Below are 19287 nucleotides of genomic sequence, written 5' to 3'. Positions count from 1 at the left end.
TTTCCCCCTCAAGATACGCCAACGAAAGGTTATTTCCTATGACTACTCAGGTTACTGATGCAACTTTTGCCGATGAAGTCCTCCGCTCCGATAAGCCCGTTATTGTTGATTTCTGGGCCGAATGGTGTGGCCCCTGCCGTATGGTTGGCCCCGTTATCGACCAGATTGGCGAGGAGTATGGAGACAAGGTCAAGGTGCTTAAGCTCGATGTCGAGAACAACCCTGCTACCGCCATGAAGTACGGCATTACCTCTATTCCCGCAATTTATGTCTTCAAGGACGGCGAGGTCGCCAAGCAGACCGTAGGCGCTAAGCCTAAGGCTGCCCTGGAGCAGGAATTCGCAGAGTTTCTCAAGTAAGGCCTCGATGATGCAGGACCGATTCTGCATCATCAGTACATGCGGGTCGGTGTTTCACGTGAAACACCGACCCGCATGTGTTTATACAGAGTCGCAGTAAAGTCATAAAGCATGCCTTGATTTATCAGTAGATATGGGAAAGCTAAAAAGACACTAGATAGATTCCCCGTCGAGACCCATAGGGGGAATCTATTTTAAGATAATTACAGTCAAAACTAGGGTGGGCTAACAGATCTGCGTGAAGCTATAAATTTTCCCAAACATAAACTTTTAATATATTTACACCCCAGTACATCTATATCCAAAAGATAAATATTCAAAATGAGGTGAGGGTAAAAAATATTTTCTATTTTCCAGCAGATGACTCAAGTAGCATACACCCGCAGAAACTCTATTCCCCAGAATAGGCAACCATGATACACCGAATTCAGTCCAAAAAGTTTGATAAACAACCTATATTGGTATACTTATATTTGTTTCACGTGAAACAACCCGTAGGAAATATTCGGTATCTACCTAAAACAAAACCTATTTAACCCCTACTTTCCATTTAGTGAATCAAGGGGTTTTTCAAGATTAAAGAGGAGAGAATTAGACCCGATATCACCAGATAATTTTTCCACTCCAGGTAAACACTCCGATGCTACCACCGAACCGTAATTATCCATAGGTTGCGTCAGAATATCCCTAAAAAACTTTACTTATTAATTTTATTTCTTATTTCACCGCACCGAACTTTATCGATTCCCCATCGCCCATCAACATATTCACCACCAGCGGTTAAAACTAAAAATAAAGTTCCCATGATGAATTCTGGAATGCTCTCCAGCTCGATCCCCTTTTAAATATCCTCTATGACAGTAAAATATTCTAGATGAGGGATAAATATAGAGAAGTCTGATTTTCGGACCATTTTGCGATACCCTAGAGCCCTAAGCAGATCGGTATTGAGTTACCACTGCGCTAGTGCAGTCAATGCAGTCAAATACACATTACCCCGATTCTGCTTCAAAGGGGCATACCTAGAGGCACCCCATCTCTTTGCCAAAGAACTATCCCTATAGTTCCGGGGTAAGCTGCTCTCAAGATTTGATTCCCTAGCCTGCCGGCTCGCAGTAGAACAGTTTTTTAGGTGACCTCAAGAAAAAATACAGCCTCCAGATTCGCTCCTGAGGCCCTAAAGCCACCTAGAGTAGGTAAATACCTATCTGGCATAAAAATAGCCCCTTAGACGGCCACTGAGGGGTTTTAGCCTCCTCTGGATCCCTTAAAAACATCGAAAGAGGCCCTATCCAGCTCAAAAAGGGTAAGACAGAGCATTCTTCGACTCCTTACCATTTTCCTTGCGCAACTGCCTACTGAAGCGCAAATATTTATAAATGGACGAGCTGTTTCACGTGAAACAGCTCGTCCATTTATGGCTAAGTTAGCACCGCCTAGATCCTTAGCAAACACAGGGTCGGCAAGGAATGCCCACACCAGAACAAACCTACTTTTTGCTTATCTTGGGGTCGATGAGATCAAGGATACGGTTTAGATCATCAACTGAGGCAAATTCAATCGTCATCTTCCCTTTGCGCGCGCCTAGGGAAATTTTGACGTTAGTATCAAGCTTGTCACCAAGGGCATCCGCAAGGTAGTCAAGGCGCTGGGAGTGGTCCTGGACCTTAGTGGTCTTGGGTTCTTGCGGCTTCTTACCCTCAGTACCAGCTGATACAAACTCTTCAACTGCACGAACAGATAGGCCCTCATTCACAATTTTCTGAGCGAGTGTTTCTATCTCGGAGGCTTTTTTTAGCCCTAGAAGAGCCCTAGCATGCCCGGCTGAAATAGTCCCAGCAGCTACCCGCCTCTGGACCAGAGCAGGCAATTTGAGCAGTCGGATGGTATTAGAAATCTGAGGGCGGGAACGTCCGATACGCTGGGCCAACTGCTCTTGGGTAGTCCCAAACTCTTCAAGAAGCTGCTGGTAAGCAGCCGCTTCTTCAATAGGGTTGAGCTGGGACCTATGCAGGTTTTCCAGCAGAGCATCACGGAGGAGATCTTCATCTTGAGTCTCACGGATAATGGCAGGAATGGTATCGAGACCGGCACGCTGGGTTGCACGCCAACGGCGCTCACCCATAATAAGCTCGTACTTTTCAAGGCCATTTTCGCGGCTGGGACGCACCACGATGGGCTGCAAAACACCGATTTCTTTGATGGAGTGCACGAGCTCTTGCATATCGTGCTCATCAAAATCAGTTCGGGGTTGCTTACGGTTGGGGTGAATATCAGTAACATTGAGGGTCGCAAAGTTTGCACCTGGAACGGGTACTAGGATCTCCGATGCGGCTGCTTCTTTTGCGCTGTCCTCCCCGAAGAAGAAATCTACTGGGCGACGTGACCCTGTAGTGCTCCGCAAGGCAGCTCCCATATCGGCGCGTTTCTCTGGACGTTTTTTCTTGGGTGTTTCACGTGAAACAGACTTAGGCTTCTCGGTATTTTTCCCCGACTTAGTTGCAGCGGCTTTCGAGGTAGAGCTGCGAGTAGACCTAGCAGGCGCCTTATTATCGGGCGTATCTTGGGTAGCTTGTGACTTAGTACCCTCGGGAATAAGAGCACCTAGCCCCCTACCTAACCCACGCTTCTTTTCTGCCATACGGACCTCCATGCCACTTAGGTTTTGTCTCTTGTCCAAGTCTAATGGAGTAAAAGCTCATAGAAAGACACTGGTCTCGCTAGACAGCGAGATTCCAGTGTCTTCTTTTAGCTTTAGAAAAAATATTTATCAGATAAAGATTCTTTGCAAGGCGCTAGTCACCCTGGTGGGCAATTTCAACGGCGGCCTTAAGGTAAGCAATTGCACCCGATGACTGCGGATCGTAGCTGATGACGGTCTGCTGGTAGCTTGGTGCCTCAGAGATACGCACCGACCGAGGAATAGCAGCATCGAGAACCTGTTCAGGGAAATGTTCACGCACCTCTTCTGCTACCTGAGCAGAAAGATTGGTTCGACCGTCATACATGGTGAGAAGGATGGTACTAATATGCAGATTTGCATTGAGGTGCTTCTGAATCATAGTGATATTTTTTAGGAGCTGACTCAGCCCTTCCAGCGCATAGTATTCGCACTGAATAGGGATGAGGACTTCACGAGCGGCAACAAAGGCATTAATGGTGAGTAGCCCCAGGCTGGGAGGGCAGTCAATGAAGACATAGTCCAGCCGAGGCTCCCCCGCCATTTCCCGAGCCGCCATATAATCTGAAAGTGCATTCTTGAGCCTGGTTTCACGGGCAACCATAGAAACCAGCTCAATCTCAGCACCTGCAAGATCAATGTTAGAAGGTGCACACCACAGGTTTTCAAGGTCGGGGCACGGCTGGACGATATCCGCCAGCGGTTTATCATCGACCAGTACGTCGTAAATCGATGGAACGTCAATACCGTGATCGATACCCAGTGCTGTCGAGGCATTCCCCTGCGGGTCATTATCAATGACCAAGACATTCATTCCCTTACTTGCAAAGGCGGCAGCAAGATTGACGGCAGTAGATGTTTTGCCAACTCCACCTTTTTGGTTAGAGATGGTAAAGATTCGGGCTTCAGCGGGCCTTCCCAGCTGCTCACCATCAAGTTGCTGCAGTTGTTGCTTAGCGCTGTATGCCTGCTGTGCAATGGGGTTTTGGGTAATGGCTACACTGTCGGTGCGTTCGAGTTTTTCACGTGTTTCACGTGAAACATGGGAACCGCGATCGGGCTTAGCGGTCGCATCTTGAGGTTCTGGGGGTAAGCCAAAATCAGGAATGTTTGAGATAGTGGGCACCGGGTTCTCCCCTGGGTAGGTCTATGTTCTCGTCTGTATAAGACTACCCGCTTCCTGAGGAAACTCTAAAGCTCTACACATAGAGCGCTTTATATAGGTTGTTTTATAAAATTTTATTTTATGTTTCACATGAAACACTCCTTAAAATCTCAATGCCGACACCCCGGTTTTACCACGCACTAGGCAACAAAAAGGTCCGGCAGTTCGCTCAGGACTGCCGGACCTTAGGGAAGAGTGCCAGTTCTAGTGGGTTTTACAAACTAACCCGAACCACTGTGGTGGGTTCTTCTAGCAGGTCTTGACCTGCAATAAGAATCTCGATTTCCCTCGCTCCATATCGGGTAAGTTTTTTGGATGCTTTAGTAATCTCATCTGCCGCACTCTTCCCTTTGAGAGCAAGAAGCTGGCCGGTACCGCGCAGAATCGGCAGAGTGATATCCAGAAGCCCTACCAGGGCAGATACGGCACGAGCAGTCACATAGTCTGCTTCCACCTGCCCTACGGCCTGTTCAGCCCGCGAGCGCAGGATGCCTACGTTGTCGAATCCCAGGTCCTCAACTACCTCTGTCAACCAAATAACTCGGCGCTCCAGAGGCTCAATCAGAGTTATCTGGAGGTCTGGGCGGGCAATAGCCAGACAGAGCCCTGGAAGCCCCGCTCCGGAGCCCACATCCACCACTTTGGCATCCTTCTCAATAAGCTCCTCGATAACTGCGCAGTTGAGCACGTGACGCTCCCAGAGACGAGGAACCTCACGCGGACCAATCAGACCACGCTCAATACCGCTAGTTGCCAAATGCTCAACGTAGCGTTCGGCAAGGGGGAGGCGGTCGCCAAAGATTTGGTCAGCAGCCACCAGGGAGGGGCCGGCCAGTTCAGGTAGCTGGGTATTTTCTTCACTCACGTTTTAGTCCTCTACCGGTGCAATGACGATGTGGCGGCCGGGCCCGGAGCCCTCAGACTCAGAGTAGAGACCGTGGGTTGCCACGATGTCGTGAATCAGTTTGCGCTCGTAGGAGCCCAGGGGCTCCAGGTGGACTTCCTGCCCTGTTTCTTTGACCTGAGCGATAGCTGTTTCGGCCATGGTGAGCAGCGCCTGCTGGCGGCCAGCCCGGAACTCTGCAATATCCAAAATCAGGCGGGTGCGCTGGCCGGTAGTGGCCAGCACAGAGAGGCGCACTAGCTCTTGAAGAGCGTCGAGCACTTCGCCGTTCTTACCCACGAGGGCTTGAAGGTCCTCATTGTTACCGTCTTCAGTGACTACGGAAAGATAGGTGCGGCCGTTACGTACCTCGATATCAATGTCTCCATCGATATCGGCGATATCGAGGAGCTCTTCAAGGTAGTCAGCGGCAATGTCACCTTCGTCTTCAAAATTGTCTTCTAGCGCGGCATCCGGTGTTTCGGGGGCTTCAGTCATGATGTTTTCTCCTGTAGCTACCGCTAATTTTTCTTTTTATTCTGTTGCTTCTGGCGCTTCTTACTGACAGGCTGCTGGCGCTGCCCGCGGGCTGCGCGTTCACGCTGTTCAGCAAGTTCCTGCTCGTGCTGTTCCTTGGTCTTGCCAACGGGCGGAAGGCCCTTAGCGGCACGGCGTTCGTTGAGTTCGCGTTCAGCCTGAGAACCGGGGGTGGGGTTGTTCTTGATAACCCAGTACTGCTGGCCCAGGGTCCAGAAGTTAGAAACGGTCCAGTAGACCAGCACACCTAGGGGGAAGTTGATACCGGAGATTGCGAAGATTAGAGGCAAAATATAGAGCATAATCTGCTGCTGGCGGTACATGGGGGATTCCTTAGCGGCATCCGACATGTTCTTAGCTGAGAGTTGCTTGGTGATGTAGAACTGGGTTGCACTCATCAGCACTACCATGATTGCGGCCAGGGCAATAGTTGCGGTGTGGTTGCCGTTGCCGGGGTGCGTCATGGTGGAGAAGAGGGGGGCACCAAAGATATAGGCGTCGTTGAATTGTTCGACCTTAACATTGTCAAGGATCAGGATGCCCTGGCCATTAGCTGCCGCCTTAGGGATACCGTTGAGCACCTGAAAAAGGCCGAAGAAGATGGGCATCTGCACGATAATAGGCAGGCAAGATGCTAGCGGGTTAGAGCCCTTTTCCTTGTAAAGCGCCATCTGTTCCTGAGCCAGCGCTTGGCGGGAAAGTTGATCGGTTTTCCCTTTGTATTTGGCCTGGAGCTTAGCAAGCTCAGGTTGCAATTCCTGCATGCCACGCATGGCCTTGATTTGCTTCATAAAAAGCGGGATCGTCAGGGTTCGCATGACAAGGGTGAGGCCGATGATGGCCAATACCCAGGTGACGCCCGATCCGGGGTCCATGCCGATAGCGGTGAAAAGTTCATGAAATGCCCAAAGGACTGCAGAAACAATCCATTTGAAGGGCCAGAGAATGATGTCGAACATGTATCTCTCCCTGGCTCAGCGAGATGTGAGCCGGTTGTGGTGGACAAGCACTAGCACCGAGAAGTTACTGGTGGTGATGGTGCCGGTGTGGATGGTTTAGAAGAATTATCTTAGGTTCCTGGCCGGGCGCAAAAGTGCGTTTGCCGGCCGGAACAGGGTCAAGACCGCCCGTAGCCCAGGGATGGCACCGCAGAATACGGCGAACGGTAAGAGAGAGGCCGCGGATGGCACCGTGGCTTGTAACTGCTTCTAGCCCGTAGGCGGAGCATGTTGGGTAGTACCGGCATACGTTGCCGTAGAGGGGCGAAACGATAGCTCGGTAAATCTTGATAAAAGCGATTAGAAGGTTCTGAGGTAGGACCAGCGCCGCTTGGGTCAGAGAGGTCGGAACCACAAACTCGTGGGGAGCTTTTTCTAGCAAGATGTCCTTTTCGCTAGGGGTGGGTTCCTGGGGGGCGGTGTATCGGGAGGCACTCATGTGTTTTAGAGTTCCTCTCCATGAGGGGCGACGGGGGTAGCGGCAAGGCCATGATTATTGGGATTGCCCCCGAGTTTTTTGAGGTTGGATAGAAGAGCGCTTTCGAGGTCGGAGGCAAGCTCAGCATAGCTAGCTGAGGCCGCGGCCGGTAGGGCTCTGAGCACAATGGAATAGCCCTCGGGATGCTCTGTCAGAAAGTGGGCACTTAGTTCTCGAAGGCGGCGTTTGGTTTTGTTGCGGGTAACGGCGTTACCCACGGCTTTAGAAACGATGAAACCGATAAGGGTTGGTTCCTCGTTTAATTTGGCTGTATATAGAACTAAGTTCCGGCGTCCTGATCGGACGCCGGAACGTGTAGTCTGTGAGAATTGAGCCGAAGCTCTCATCCGGTGCTGCTGTGCCAGCACGTGCTCTCCCCTTTCGGTTCGGTCTGTCTCGGCGGGCTGCGTTAGTACGCTGGCCTGCATGGAGTGAAGGCCGATTGGTTAGGAGATAGTAAAGCCTTATGCTGAGAGGCTTGCGCGGCCCTTTGAACGACGGTTCGCGAGGATAGCGCGGCCTGCGCGGGTGCGCATACGAAGACGGAAACCGTGCTTCTTGGCGCGGCGGCGATTATTCGGCTGGAAAGTCCGCTTGCTCATCTGGTTACTCCAAAAGTGGTTGGTACGGGGGCCAACCTTTCAACAGTTCTTCGAACAGGTTGACGCTTCTTGCTGATGTGTAGGCCGCCGTTGAGGGCGGGGCATACCTAGTATGGGCATACTCCTAGCACACTTTGACTAATCAACTCTAGAAGACGGGGCTATACAAGGTCAAGCCTAAGGGGCGTAGGTCTTTAATCACAGGCAGTGGGGAGAGGTTAGGCACATCTGTGGATAGCTTGTCGATAAGAATCTCTTAGCGCAGGTTATCCACAGGTCTTCGCAAAAAGTTGTAAGTTGTATTTTTCACGACTTTAAGCTGGCAAACCGCACTTTAATCACATACTGTGGACAGGTACCCCACCAGCAATTCACATCTTATCCACCCTGTGGATAACATGGTGATATTCTCAGGGTATCTATGGGTAAGCTGTGGGTAAGTTTTCTAGTTGCGCGTCTTGTAAGGAGAGCCTGTGGGCGATTATATGGATCCTGAGCTTCAAAAGAAGTGGATGCACTTGGTGACCCTGCTGCGTGCCGATACATCGGTAGCGCAACGCCACCGCGCACATATTGGGCTGGCTCAGCCTCATGCTTTCATGGGCAATGTTCTGCTGATTGCGGTCCCCAGCGAATTTACCCGTGATATTTTCCAGCATGAGCTCAAAGGCTCCCTGCAAGAAGCAATTAGAGCTACTTTTGGGCCCGGTGTGACTGAGGCTTTCATCATTGATACCAGCCTTGAGAAGAAGCCAGAAGTTGCTGCTGAGCCTTCGTCATCGGTAGCGCAGCAACAGGCGACGGCAGTAGTAGATCACTCCCCCACCAGTTTTATTGAACCGGCACAGGCAGAAGCTACCAGCGGGTTTATTGACCGCGGCTCTGAACAGCAAGGAGTAGCCGATGCGCCTTCAGATATCTCTGATGTTCCGGCGGTTGCCGATACAGACAACTACTCTGGGCAGAGTATCTCCCACGATGTTGAGCCTCGTCAGGAAAGCCCCAGAGAATCTAGTACGTGGGACTCAACAGCCCGGCTGAACCCTAAATACACTTTTGATAGCTTTGTGATTGGCCAGTCCAATCGCTTTGCCCATGCGGCCGCCTTCGCTGTCTCGGAGACCCCTGCCTCTGCCTATAACCCACTCTTTATTTACGGTGGTTCGGGGCTGGGTAAGACCCATCTGCTTCACGCCATCGGTCACTATGCCAAGAGTCTCTACCCAGGGCTTCGAGTACGCTACGTGAATTCAGAAGAGTTCACCAACGATTTCATTAACTCGATTCGAGACAAGAACGATACGTCGTTCAAGCAGATTTATCGTAACGTCGATATGCTCCTGATTGACGATATTCAGTTTCTGGCAGGTAAAGATAGCACCCAGGAAGAGTTCTTCCATACTTTCAATGCCCTGCATAACCATCAGAAGCAGGTCGTGATTACATCGGACTTACCGCCCAAGCAGCTCACAGGCTTTGCAGAGCGTATGAGGTCGCGTTTTGAGTGGGGTTTGATTACCGATGTTCAGCCGCCTGAGCTAGAAACGCGTATCGCCATTTTGAGCAAGAAAGCCCAGAATGAGGGGCTCAATGTTCCCGATGATGTCATGGAGTATATTGCCTCGCATATCTCAACCAATATCCGTGAGCTTGAAGGTGCGCTGATTCGTGTGACCGCTTTTGCGTCCTTGCAGCAGCAGGCCGTTGATATGCAACTGGCTGAACAGGTACTCAAGGACCTTTTGCTCGATGATGGTGCCCCCGAGATTACTGCTTCGCAGATTCTTTCTGCTACTGCGGAATACTTTGATGTCACTCTTGAGGATTTACGCTCCAAGTCACGGAGCAGGACTCTGGTCAATGCCCGTCAGATTGCAATGTACCTGTTGAGAGAGCTCACGGACATGTCCCTGCCCCGTATTGGTCAGGAGCTGGGCGACCGTGACCACACCACTGTTATGTACGCCGATCGGAAGATTCGCAATCTGATGGCCGAACGTAGGCCTATTTTCAACCAGGTAACTGAGTTGACGAACCGCATCAAACAGGGTTCCAGGGACGCATCACGCTAGAAATGGGCTTTCAACACCCCTGTGGATAACTTACTATTGGCGGGGTTTTAATGTGGAGGTTAAGTGCATAGATATTCAAAAGGTGTGCAGTTCATTTTTTGCATAAATATTCATACACTATTCATTCACAGATTGGGCCTTACTTCTACACAATAGCCCCACAGGGAAATCCTTGATTTACTGGGTTCAAATTGAGTTTTCCACAGTTTTCACAAGGGTTATTAACACTACGACCTTTAAAGAAGAAAAGGCAAATAACAAAAAATTGTCCCGATCCTGTTTCCCCTGGCGAGAGTTCTTGTAATTACATGGCCCTAGCGGGTTGCTCACCCCCTTGTAAGAACTCTCTGTAATTACAGAAATTCGCACTCTTTTGGGAACGCTCTTCTGTAGTTTTCGGATCTCTGCCCAAAGCCAAGGCTCAGATAGGGCTAGGGTCATAGGTTCAAGAGGGGATGAGTCCGGTAGACTGAGAGTCTGAATATGCCCGTTATCGCGGGCTTCTACTGTTTTGAGATTTGGAAGGTGCTCCAGTGAAATTTACTGTTGAACGCGACACCCTGGCAGAGGCGGTTAGCTGGACCGCTCGTTCCCTCTCCCCTCGCCCTCCGGTGCCTGTCCTTTCAGGTCTGCTCATCAAGGCAGTTTCAGGTGAAGTATCCATCGCAAGTTTTGACTACGAAACCTCAGCAAAGCTAAATATCGCAGCTGATGTTGCCCAAGAAGGCCAAGCTCTCGTATCGGGCCGCCTGCTTGCTGAGATTTGCCGTTCCCTACCTAAGGCAGACGTTCTCTTTGAACTGCACGAAGGTAAAGTCCATCTCTCATGCGGTTCCTCAAATTTCAACCTCTCATCAATGCCTGTGAACGACTACCCGGAACTCCCAGCGCTACCGGCAATCTCAGGCACCGTGGAAGGTACCGAATTCGCTAAAGCAGTGAGCCAGGTATCGGTAGCAGCTTCCAAAGACGACACCCTGCCAATTTTGACCGGTGTTCGTATGGAAATTGAAGGTGATCAGATCACCCTGCTGGCTACCGACCGTTACCGTCTAGCCATGCGTGAACTGACCTGGAACCCCACAGACCCTTCCATCTCAACAGCAACCCTCATCAAAGCTAAAACACTGTCGGAGGTCGCCAAGACACTCGGTGGTGCCGGTGATCTTTCTATTGCTCTCTCTAACAGCCACGAACTTGTAGGCTTTGAATCTGACTCCCGCCGGACGACAAGCCTGCTCGTAGACGGCGAATACCCCAAGATTCGTTCGCTCTTTCCCGAAGTCACCCCGGTACACGCAATTATCCGTACCTCAGATTTGATGGAGGCTGTTCGCCGCGTATCACTGGTAGCCGAACGAAACACCCCTGTTCGTCTTGCTTTCAGCCAGGGCCAGGTAACCCTCGACGCCGGCACAGGCGAAGACGCTCAGGCATCCGAAACCCTGCAGGCACATCTCCACGGTGAAGATATTACGGTTGCCTTCAACCCCAGCTACCTGTCCGAAGGCCTCCATACCTTTGCTTCCAACAAATTTGTGAGGTTCTCTTTCACCGACCCTCGCAAGCCCGTTGTGCTCTCTGAACAGGAAGACTGGCAGGCTGAGGACGAGAAAAACTACCGTTACCTGCTAATGCCTATCCGCCTGCAGAACCAGTAAAGGTTCTTTCTCAGCCCCCTCTCATAACGTCAAGGAGTACGCGCTGTACATCGACCACCTATCCTTGATGGACTACCGCACCTATCGACTACTGAACCTGCCGCTGACCCCCGGCGTCACCGTTTTTCTTGGCCCTAACGGGGTAGGTAAAACCAACATCATCGAGGCAGTTGACTACACCGCGCAACTTGCCTCTCACCGGGTCAGCCAGGATTCACCGCTCGTACGTGTGGGGGCCCAACGCGCTTACATTCGTACCCGCACCGTTCGGGGTAACCAACAAACGGTCCTCGAATTTGAGATAGCTCCTGGGAAAAGTAATCGGGTGCGTATCAATAGGGCAGCTCCCGTCCGGGCAAGAGAAGCTCTTGGCGTCACAAGAACCGTCCTGTTTTCTCCCGAAGACCTGCAGCTTGTCAAAGGTGAGCCAGTCGGCCGAAGACGCTTTATCGATGACCTAGCAGTTTCTTTGCGCCCAGCTGTGGCCGCATATCGTTCTGAGTACGAGAAAATCTTGCGTCAGCGAAACTCCCTGCTGAAATCTATGCGGGGCCGCCGTGTATCTGTGCAAGAAGATGCGTTCACTCTAGAGGTCTGGAATCAGCAACTAGCTACTAGCGGGGCTTACCTCTTGCAGGCTCGGCTGCGGACTCTTTCGCTGGTGCTTCCCCAGCTTCAGCGTGCCTATGGGCAATTAACTGATGGCTCAAAAAGCGTCAGCATCAACTACGAATCTACTGTCTTCCCTACGATCTCGGGTCAAACTCTCCCCCAGGCAGCTCTCATGGGTGTAGAGGATATAAAACAGGCACTTATCCGTGCCCTGGAACAAAAACGGTCTGAAGAGGTGGAACGAGGAATAACCCTGGTAGGGCCCCATCGCGATGACCTGGCCCTAGAACTCGGCGGGATCCCTGTGAAAGGTTTTGCTTCCCACGGTGAAAGCTGGTCTTATGCTCTAGCCCTTAAACTTGCTGCCTGGTATGTTCACCTTGCAGATAATGATTCGACAGGGGCATCCCCAATTTTGATTCTTGACGATGTTTTTGCTGAGTTAGATACTGCTCGCCGTCACCGTCTGGGCGCGATTGTGGCAGGTGCTGAACAGGTTCTTGTAACCTGTGCTGTAGTGAGCGATATACCCCAGGAGCTAGGACAGATTGTGCTGGTTCGTGTTGACCAGGGCAAAGCACACGTTGATGAAAGCTTCAACCATCGTATGGACAGCGCGGAATAGTCACCATGAGCAAAGATATTCCTTATACAGAATATAATGCGGATGGTCTAGATGCCCCCGCCGCTCTCTTGAGTCGTATCCGAGCGGCTAAAGAAGCTCGCGGTGAACTGCGGGTTCAGGGCCTAGCCGGCCGAAAAATCATTAAAGATTTCGGTCGGGTGATGAACGCTGAACCCGGTGCAAAAGTCAAACGGTACAACTCCCTATCGACTGCCGGCCAGCTCGGGGGGTACTCCGGGCCTGGGCCCAGTGTCAGGGATCCCCAAAGCCTGGCTGGCCTCTTGGATCGCGTCATGATGGAGCGGGGCTGGAGTACCCCTTTGGCAGTTTCATCGGTCATGGCTCGCTGGGACAAACTGGTGGGACCGCAACTGGCAAGCAAAACTACCCCGGACAGCTTTGATGATGGGGTTATCACCGTCCGTTGCGAATCAACAGCTTGGGCTGTGCAGGTGCGGCACATGAAATACGACATCATTCGCCGCTTTAACAGCGAGCTAGGTGATGAGGTGGTGCGTGATGTCAAAGCCTTCGGCCCCAACGCCCCCTCCTGGAAAAAGGGGCTGCGGGTGGCCCCCGGTGGTCGCGGGCCACGAGATACTTACGGGTAAATTACTGGAAAAATCGCCTCTGGACGGTTTGACCCCTCAAGCTGTGAGAGCCTACAGGCTGAGGGGGTAAAGCACTGGGAAGGCCAAATAAGCGCCTTCTGCGAGCAGATAGCCCTCTAAAACCTTGTAAAGCGGGGAGAAAAAAGCCCCGGTGCGGTAGAATTGGCAGAGAATACGCGCGCCCAGAATAAGCGGGCCTTGATGATCTGTCTGCCTATACTGCCAGCATCTTGTGCCTGACCATTGGGCGCGATACCGACCATGCAAGGAGCCTAATCACCCGTGGCAACTGAAGAAACTTCCCACGAATACGGCGCCGCCGACATCACGGTCCTCGAAGGCCTTGAAGCTGTGCGAAAGCGCCCCGGTATGTACATCGGCTCAACCGGGGAACGCGGCCTGCACCACCTGGTCTATGAAGTCGTCGATAACTCTGTCGACGAAGCTCTGGCCGGATACGCGGACCTCATCGAGGTCGTCATTCAAAAAGACGGCGCAGTTCGAGTCTCCGATAACGGGCGAGGCATTCCCGTAGATGAACATCCCACCGAGAAAAAGCCCACCGTTGAAGTTGTTATGACTATTCTGCACGCGGGCGGTAAGTTTGGTGGCGGCGGCTATGCGGTATCGGGTGGTCTACACGGCGTGGGTATCTCGGTCGTTAACGCTCTCTCAACACGCGTTGAAACCGAAGTGCGCCGCCAGGGCTACAGCTGGCATATCAGCTACGCTAACGGCGGTAAAACCGCTAAGCCCCTGACTCGCGGTGAAGCCACCGACGCTACCGGCACCACGCAGACCTTCTACCCCGACCCCGAAATCTTTGAAACCGTCGATTTTGATTTCGAGACCCTCCGTGCTCGCTTCCAGCAGATGGCCTTCCTCAACAAGGGTCTGACTATCCGTCTGACCGATGAGCGAGAGCTGCACGAAGGTGATGAGGTTGCCGGTGAGGACAAACCCGCTACCCTACCACTCAACCAGGTCGGCCCCAGCGCTGAGGGTTACAAGAGCGTCACCTACATGTACGAGAACGGCCTCTACGACTACGTCAACTTCTTGAACACTTCAAAGAAGCTTGTGACCGTGCACGATGATGTCATCGCCTTTGAAACCGAAGACACCGACCGCATGATGAGCCTGGAAGTTGCTATGCAGTGGACTGCTGCCTACAAGGAGTCGGTCCACACCTATGCCAACACCATCAACACCCACGAGGGCGGTACCCACGAAGAGGGCTTCCGTGCTGCACTGACCACCCTGATTAATCGTTTTGCTCGTGAGAACAAGCTCCTGCGTGAAAAGGACGACAATCTGACCGGTGAGGATGTCCGTGAAGGTCTTACCGCCGTGGTTTCAGTCAAGATTTCTGAACCCCAATTTGAGGGTCAGACCAAGACTAAGCTGGGTAACTCCGAGGTTAAAGCCTTTGTTCAGCGCGTCATTATGGACCAACTGGGCGACTGGCTGGAACGTAACCCCTCAACCGGTAAAGAGATTGTCCGCAGGGCTATCACCTCTGCCCAGGCGCGTCTGGCGGCCCGTAAGGCACGTGAAACCACCCGCCGTAAAGGCCTGCTGGAGAGCGGCTCTATGCCGGGTAAGCTCAAGGATTGCTCGTCAAAGGACCCCTCGGTATCCGAGATTTATCTGGTGGAAGGTGACTCCGCGGGTGGTTCTGCTGTACGCGGCCGTAACCCCGAGACCCAGGCTATCTTGCCCCTGCGCGGCAAGGTTCTTAACGTTGAGCGCGCTCGCCTTGACCGCGCCCTATCAAACGCTGAGATCCAGTCACTGATTACCGCTTTTGGAACCGGCATCGGTGAGGACTTCAACATTGAGAAGGCTCGCTACCACAAGGTTGTGCTGATGGCCGATGCGGACGTCGATGGCCAGCACATCACTACCCTGCTACTGACCCTGCTCTTCCGCTACATGCGTCCCTTGATTGAGGCAGGCTACGTCTATCTGGCTCAGCCTCCGCTGTACCGGATCAAATGGTCTAATGCTCCGCACGACTACGTCTTCTCGGATGCTGAGCGCGATGTTGCCTTAGAGCGTGGTTATGCCAAGAGCCAGCGCCTGCCCAAGGATAATGGCATTCAGCGTTACAAGGGTCTGGGTGAGATGGACTACACCGAGCTCTGGGATACCACCATGGATCCTGCTCGCCGCACCCTGCTGCAGGTTCGCATGGAAGATGCTGCTGCCGCTGATCAGATTTTCTCCATCTTGATGGGTGAGGACGTCGAAGCCCGTCGAGAGTTTATTCAGCAGAACGCAAAAGACATTCGTTTCCTTGATATCTAAGGCATTTATTCCACAAAGGGAATATATGCAAAATCTGGAATATATAGGTCAAGGACAAAGAAGAGGAACTTATGAGCGACGATAACACCAAGGGCTCAGAACAGCCCCTAGAGGGCCAGCTGCTTGATACCCCAGAGGGGCCCGGCGATAAGGTCGAGGTGGTTGACCTACGCTCCGAAATGGAACGCTCCTACCTGGACTACGCTATGGCGGTCATTATTGGCCGTGCGCTTCCCGATGTGCGCGATGGCCTCAAGCCTGTGCACCGTCGCGTCATTTACGCGATGTATGACGGTGGCTACCGCCCCGAACGCTCCTTCAACAAGTGTGCCCGCGTTGTGGGTGAAGTGATGGGGCAGTACCACCCCCACGGTGACTCCGCTATTTATGACACCCTGGTTCGTCTGATTCAGGACTGGGTCATGCGCTACCCCCTGGCCCTGGGGCAGGGTAACTTTGGTTCACCAGGTAACGACGGTGCGGCAGCTCCCCGTTACACCGAAACCAAGATGGCCCCCATGGCGCTTGAGATGGTACGGGATATCAACGAGGACTCCGTAGATTTCCAGCCCAACTACGACGGTAAGAATCAGGAACCTGTTGTTCTACCCTCCCGCTTTCCCAACTTGCTGGTTAACGGCTCATCGGGTATCGCCGTGGGCATGGCCACCAATATTCCGCCGCATAACCTGCGCGAAGTAGCCGAGGGTGTGCAGTGGTTCTTGCAGAACCCGCAGGCCTCGAACGAAGAGCTTCTTGAGGCGCTGATTGCTCGTATTAAGGGTCCTGACTTCCCCACCGGCGCCACTATCTTGGGTCATAAGGGCATTGAAAATGCCTACCGGACCGGGCGTGGTTCTATCACCATGCGTGCCGTGGTGAACGTCGAAGAAATCCACGGCCGCACCTGCCTCGTCGTCACTGAATTGCCCTACCAGGCCAACCCAGATAACCTGGCTGTCAAAATTGCTGAACTGGTCAAGGATGGCAAAATTACCGGCATCGCTGATCTACGCGATGAAACATCTGGCCGTACCGGTCAGCGACTGGTCATCGTGCTCAAGCGTGATGCGGTGCCCAAGGTTGTGCTGAATAACCTCTATAAGCACACCCAGCTGCAGGAAAACTTCTCGGCTAACATGCTGGCTATCGTGGATGGTGTGCCCCGCACGCTTTCACTCGATGCCTTCATCCGCCACTGGGTTAACCACCAGATGGAAGTTATCGTTCGCCGTACTCGGTACCGTCTACGCCAGGCTGAGGAAGAAGCGCATATTCTGCGCGGCCTGCTGAAGGCTCTGGATGCCCTGGATGAGGTTATTGCCCTCATTCGTCGTTCACCCACCGCCGATGAAGCACGTACCGGGCTGATGGAATTTCTGGATATTGATGAGGCTCAGGCTCAGGCTATCCTCAACATGCAGCTGCGTCGCCTGGCTGCTCTGGAGCGTCAGAAGATCCAGGATCGTCACGATGAGCTCATGCGCATGATTGACGAGTACAACTCCATCATCGCTTCTGAGGACCGCCAGCGCACTATTATCTCCGAGGAGCTCTCAGAGATTGTTGGCCGTTACGGTGATGAGCGCCGGACCAAGATTCTGATGGGCTACGACGGTGATATGTCGATGGAAGACCTGATCCCCGAAGAGGAAATGGTCGTTACCATTACCCGTGGTGGCTACGTCAAGCGTACCCGGAGCGACCAATACCGGTCCCAGCATCGTGGTGGCAAGGGAATCAAGGGTGCTGCTCTGCGTGGCGACGACGTGGTGGAACACTTCTTTGTGACTTCCACTCACAGCTGGATTCTCTTCTTCACTAACCTGGGGCGTGTGTACCGTACCAAGGCTTACGAGCTGATGGAAGCAGGGCGTGACGCCAAGGGCCAGCATGTTGCTAACCTGTTAGCTTTCCAGCCCGAAGAAACCATAGCAAAGGTCATGGAACTGAAGTCCTATGAGGATGCTCCGTACCTGGTGCTTGCCACTAAGCGGGGCCTGGTCAAGAAGACCGCGCTGTCTGACTATGACACCAACCGTGCCGCAGGTGTGATTGCGATTAATCTGCGCGAGGGTGATGAGCTGGTCTCTGCCCAGCTGGCAAGCGCTGAGGACGACCTGCTCCTGATCTCTAGGCATGGGCAGTCGCTACGCTTTACTGCCAGCGACGAAGCCTTGCGCCCCATGGGTCGTGCGACATCCGGTGTAACCGGCATGAAGTTCCGTCAAGGCGATGAGCTTTTGTCAGCCAACGTCGTCACCGATGACTCCTTTGTTTTCGTTGTCACCGCTGGTGGTTATGCTAAGCGCACCCAGGTTGATCAGTACCGTGTTCAGGGGCGTGGTGGCTTAGGTATCAAGGTCGCAAAGCTGGCAGAAGACCGTGGTGATCTGGTGGGTGGCCTCATTGTGAGCGAAGAAGATGAGGTCATGGTTGTTATGCAATCGGGCAAGGTGGTTCGTACCGCTGTTGCCGAGGTTCCCGCTAAGGGCCGCGATACCATGGGTGTTATCTTTGCTAAGCCCGGTAAGAATGATGAGATTCTTGAAGTTGCTCGCAACTTTGAACGCAACATTGATGAGGCAGAAGACACCGACGAAAACGGTGCCGAAAGCTTAGAAAATCCGGCAGATGAAGTAACTTTAGAAAATGACACATCACCGGCGGATACTGATGCTGATTCCGCAGAAGCACACGGAGGTAACTAGTGAGTACCAATAGCAAGGGCACAGCCCCGCGCCCCGCACCGCGAACTGGCACTCCGCGTGCCTCGCAGGCTCGAAACCGAGCTGGCGGCACTTCCAGTTCGGCAGGACCTCAGCGTAAGCCGCTGGTTCGTCCCGCCCCTCGGTCTAAGATTCGTCGTGCCCGTCTGGTGGTTGCAAAGGTTGACACCTTCTCCGTTGCTAAGCTGGTCTTCCTGCTTTCGGTGGCTGTCGGTATTGTCACGGTTGTTGCAGCTGTGATCCTGTGGCTGGTTATGCAGGCTTCAGGTGCTTTCCAGAGCATTAATGACCTGCTGCAGCTCTTGGGTACTACCGGTGACGCCGTGGATATCTCGGAGTACCTGTCGCTGGGTCAGGTAGCGCTCTACAGCACGATTATCTCGGTTATCAATGTTGTTCTGTTTACTCTGCTGGGCACCCTGTCTGCCATGCTCTACAATGTCGCCGCTAAGCTTGTTGGCGGCGTGGGAGTCACTCTGACTGACGAATAGGTTTGAAAACCTCTCAGTAGCTTTCATGGCGGCTTCTCGCCCCCTTATCGGGGGAGGGGAGCCGCCTTGGGCTTATGGGGCAGGTGGCTATTGACCTCAAAAATGGATGTGAGTCAGAACATATCTTTTCGATTTGGCAAGGTTCCAAAATCTGTGTAAAGTTATATTTCGTTCTGATGAACACCAAGGGCGTATAGCTCAGACGGTTAGAGCGCTACACTGATAATGTAGAGGTCCCAGGTTCAATTCCTGGTACGCCCACTCACCTTGGTTGAAAGGTTGGCATGAAGAAATTTATGACAATCACACTGGTTGCAGTTGCTACGGCGATAGCAACAAAGGTAGCCAAGGATTCTCAGGAGAATAAAAAAACTTGGGAAGAAGCTACAGATAAAATTTCATAGGTAGCACCCGATGGGGGCGTGGCGCAATTGGTAGCGCACCTGCTTTGCAAGCAGGGGGTTAGGGGTTCGA

Annotated in this window: 17 protein-coding genes and 1 tRNA gene; 10 read left to right on the top strand and 8 right to left on the bottom strand. The window is 52.6% G+C overall.

Annotation, left to right across the window (positions count from 1 at the left end):
* Positions 1 to 38 precede the first annotated feature (38 nt).
* Positions 39 to 359, top strand: a complete 321-nt coding sequence (trxA, locus tag ACN080_RS08870; RefSeq protein WP_419100727.1) for a thioredoxin — start codon at positions 39 to 41, stop codon at positions 357 to 359.
* A gap of 1489 nt (positions 360 to 1848) precedes the next feature.
* On the opposite strand, the gene ACN080_RS08865 is transcribed toward trxA, so the two are convergent.
* The 8 genes from ACN080_RS08865 to rpmH form a co-directional block, all read right to left on the bottom strand.
* Entirely contained in the window at positions 1849 to 3000 is a 1152-nt protein-coding gene (locus ACN080_RS08865) for a ParB/RepB/Spo0J family partition protein (RefSeq protein ID WP_419113578.1), read from the bottom strand.
* A gap of 154 nt (positions 3001 to 3154) precedes the next feature.
* Positions 3155 to 3985 (bottom strand): ParA family protein, encoded by an 831-nt coding sequence (locus ACN080_RS08860; RefSeq protein ID WP_419100752.1) that lies wholly within the window; start codon positions 3983 to 3985, stop codon positions 3155 to 3157.
* A gap of 433 nt (positions 3986 to 4418) precedes the next feature.
* The gene (gene rsmG / locus ACN080_RS08855; RefSeq protein WP_419113577.1) at positions 4419 to 5069 is read right to left on the bottom strand and encodes a 16S rRNA (guanine(527)-N(7))-methyltransferase RsmG; all 651 of its coding nucleotides are present in this window, start codon (positions 5067 to 5069) and stop codon (positions 4419 to 4421) included.
* A 3-nt stretch (positions 5070 to 5072) separates the two neighbouring features.
* The gene (locus tag ACN080_RS08850; RefSeq protein ID WP_419105201.1) at positions 5073 to 5585 is read right to left on the bottom strand and encodes a protein jag; all 513 of its coding nucleotides are present in this window, start codon (positions 5583 to 5585) and stop codon (positions 5073 to 5075) included.
* Between the two features lie 23 nt (positions 5586 to 5608).
* The gene (gene yidC / locus ACN080_RS08845; RefSeq protein WP_419105200.1) at positions 5609 to 6583 is read right to left on the bottom strand and encodes a membrane protein insertase YidC; all 975 of its coding nucleotides are present in this window, start codon (positions 6581 to 6583) and stop codon (positions 5609 to 5611) included.
* Positions 6584 to 6647: 64 nt separating this feature from the next.
* A complete protein-coding gene (gene yidD / locus ACN080_RS08840; protein ID WP_419113576.1) occupies positions 6648 to 7061 on the bottom strand; it encodes a membrane protein insertion efficiency factor YidD in 414 nt (137 codons plus the stop codon).
* Between the two features lie 5 nt (positions 7062 to 7066).
* Complete coding sequence (gene rnpA, locus ACN080_RS08835; RefSeq protein WP_419100721.1) at positions 7067 to 7468, bottom strand: ribonuclease P protein component; 402 nt, start codon at positions 7466 to 7468, stop codon at positions 7067 to 7069.
* Positions 7469 to 7564: 96 nt separating this feature from the next.
* Positions 7565 to 7702, bottom strand: coding sequence for a 50S ribosomal protein L34 (gene rpmH / locus ACN080_RS08830; protein WP_083091541.1), 138 nt, complete (start codon positions 7700 to 7702; stop codon positions 7565 to 7567).
* A gap of 485 nt (positions 7703 to 8187) precedes the next feature.
* Here rpmH and dnaA point away from each other — a divergent pair, with 485 nt between their 5' ends.
* The 9 genes from dnaA to ACN080_RS08785 all read left to right on the top strand — a co-directional run bounded on the left by dnaA (position 8188) and on the right by ACN080_RS08785 (position 19217).
* Positions 8188 to 9774, top strand: a complete 1587-nt coding sequence (dnaA, locus tag ACN080_RS08825) for a chromosomal replication initiator protein DnaA (protein WP_419100751.1) — start codon at positions 8188 to 8190, stop codon at positions 9772 to 9774.
* Between the two features lie 533 nt (positions 9775 to 10307).
* Positions 10308 to 11435, top strand: a complete 1128-nt coding sequence (gene dnaN / locus ACN080_RS08820) for a DNA polymerase III subunit beta (RefSeq protein ID WP_419100720.1) — start codon at positions 10308 to 10310, stop codon at positions 11433 to 11435.
* Positions 11436 to 11478: 43 nt separating this feature from the next.
* A complete protein-coding gene (gene recF / locus ACN080_RS08815) occupies positions 11479 to 12672 on the top strand; it encodes a DNA replication/repair protein RecF (protein WP_419113582.1) in 1194 nt (397 codons plus the stop codon).
* A 5-nt stretch (positions 12673 to 12677) separates the two neighbouring features.
* Positions 12678 to 13283 (top strand): DUF721 domain-containing protein, encoded by a 606-nt coding sequence (locus tag ACN080_RS08810; protein ID WP_419100719.1) that lies wholly within the window; start codon positions 12678 to 12680, stop codon positions 13281 to 13283.
* A gap of 282 nt (positions 13284 to 13565) precedes the next feature.
* Positions 13566 to 15593 (top strand): DNA topoisomerase (ATP-hydrolyzing) subunit B, encoded by a 2028-nt coding sequence (gene gyrB, locus ACN080_RS08805; protein ID WP_419113575.1) that lies wholly within the window; start codon positions 13566 to 13568, stop codon positions 15591 to 15593.
* 71 nt (positions 15594 to 15664) lie between these two features.
* On the top strand, positions 15665 to 18304 hold the full coding sequence (gyrA, locus tag ACN080_RS08800; protein ID WP_419113574.1) for a DNA gyrase subunit A: 2640 nt from the start codon (positions 15665 to 15667) through the stop codon (positions 18302 to 18304).
* A complete protein-coding gene (locus ACN080_RS08795; protein ID WP_419100716.1) occupies positions 18304 to 18813 on the top strand; it encodes a DUF3566 domain-containing protein in 510 nt (169 codons plus the stop codon). The genes gyrA and ACN080_RS08795 overlap by 1 nt, the downstream gene beginning before the upstream one ends.
* A 187-nt stretch (positions 18814 to 19000) precedes the next feature.
* Positions 19001 to 19074: transfer RNA gene (locus tag ACN080_RS08790), tRNA-Ile, on the top strand.
* Between the two features lie 35 nt (positions 19075 to 19109).
* Positions 19110 to 19217, top strand: a complete 108-nt coding sequence (locus ACN080_RS08785; RefSeq protein WP_419100715.1) for a DLW-39 family protein — start codon at positions 19110 to 19112, stop codon at positions 19215 to 19217.
* The last annotated feature ends 70 nt before the right edge of the window (positions 19218 to 19287 follow it).

It is taken from the genome of Rothia sp. CCM 9416, from assembly GCF_048513535.1.
Taxonomy (GTDB): domain Bacteria; phylum Actinomycetota; class Actinomycetes; order Actinomycetales; family Micrococcaceae; genus Rothia.
Note: the sequence above shows the minus strand (reverse complement) of the source record. Positions and strands in the feature narration are given on the sequence as shown.

What these genes read in the sequence shown, in the direction of transcription:
- trxA (WP_419100727.1), top strand. Translation starts at nt 39, where the DNA reads ATGACTACTCAGGTTACTGATGCAACTTTTGCCGATGAAGTCCTCCGC.
- ACN080_RS08865 (WP_419113578.1), bottom strand. Translation starts at nt 3,000, where the DNA reads ATGGCAGAAAAGAAGCGTGGGTTAGGTAGGGGGCTAGGTGCTCTTATT.
- ACN080_RS08850 (WP_419105201.1), bottom strand. Translation starts at nt 5,585, where the DNA reads ATGACTGAAGCCCCCGAAACACCGGATGCCGCGCTAGAAGACAATTTT.
- yidC (WP_419105200.1), bottom strand. Translation starts at nt 6,583, where the DNA reads ATGTTCGACATCATTCTCTGGCCCTTCAAATGGATTGTTTCTGCAGTC.
- yidD (WP_419113576.1), bottom strand. Translation starts at nt 7,061, where the DNA reads ATGAGTGCCTCCCGATACACCGCCCCCCAGGAACCCACCCCTAGCGAA.
- rpmH (WP_083091541.1), bottom strand. Translation starts at nt 7,702, where the DNA reads ATGAGCAAGCGGACTTTCCAGCCGAATAATCGCCGCCGCGCCAAGAAG.
- dnaA (WP_419100751.1), top strand. Translation starts at nt 8,188, where the DNA reads ATGGATCCTGAGCTTCAAAAGAAGTGGATGCACTTGGTGACCCTGCTG.
- ACN080_RS08810 (WP_419100719.1), top strand. Translation starts at nt 12,678, where the DNA reads ATGAGCAAAGATATTCCTTATACAGAATATAATGCGGATGGTCTAGAT.
- gyrA (WP_419113574.1), top strand. Translation starts at nt 15,665, where the DNA reads ATGAGCGACGATAACACCAAGGGCTCAGAACAGCCCCTAGAGGGCCAG.
- ACN080_RS08785 (WP_419100715.1), top strand. Translation starts at nt 19,110, where the DNA reads ATGACAATCACACTGGTTGCAGTTGCTACGGCGATAGCAACAAAGGTA.